Raw genomic sequence first — 744 nt, forward strand, 5'->3', positions numbered from 1 at the left:
AGAGCGGCAGAAATAAAAAGAGAATCACAAAGTAAAAAAGCGGAAGAAATGAAGATGAAAAAAGATGCTCAGATGAAAAAGAAAGCTGAAGCAAAAGCGATGAAGGCAAAACAGAAAAATATGACGGAAAGTGAAAAGATGAATGTGGAAGTACAAAGAATAAAGAAAAGGGTGGAAGAAATAAACGGCAATATAGAAACATTCCATAAGACAAATGAAGTACTTGAAAAAATGGAACAAAGACTTGAAGGCATACAAAATAAGTTACAGTAGTTAAAGAAGTTTAAATTAAAAAACAATAAATAATAATACAAAGAGAAATAAAGCAACCAATTTAACTTTTAAGGAAAAAATCAAATAGGAAAAGATAAAAAAAACATTTCGCAGTATATAAAATTTAGAATTTGAGAAATTTTTTCTGATTTTATTCAAATATTTCAATTTAATGATTAATATTTTAAATCTTTATAAATAAAAATAAATTAAAAAGGAAAGGGAAATATAATTCAGACGGATAAATTATATTTAGGGTAATAAGAATATGAAAAAGGTATTAATAGGATTAGGACTGGGAGCGTTAATGATATCATGTACAAATGCAAAACTGATAAATTATAATACGGACAGACTGGATAATATAGAAGCATATTTAAAAGAACATAAGTTTGTAAAACCGTCCGACAATCTTGAAAAATTAAGAAATGAGGGACAGATAGAATACAGTTCTCAATATAAATCACTGGA

The 744-nt window shown here is 26.5% G+C and carries 1 protein-coding gene and 1 pseudogene; both read left to right on the forward strand.

The genetic code is table 11. The features are described from left to right. Positions 1-273, forward strand: a pseudogene (locus EII29_RS12305) (hypothetical protein); the annotation flags it as partial. A gap of 268 nt (positions 274-541) precedes the next feature. Further along, positions 542-744 (forward strand): hypothetical protein (locus EII29_RS11395; protein ID WP_125237608.1); only part of this gene is annotated, 203 nt, incomplete at its 3' end.

Source organism: Leptotrichia sp. OH3620_COT-345 (assembly GCF_003932895.1).
Classification (GTDB): domain Bacteria; phylum Fusobacteriota; class Fusobacteriia; order Fusobacteriales; family Leptotrichiaceae; genus Pseudoleptotrichia.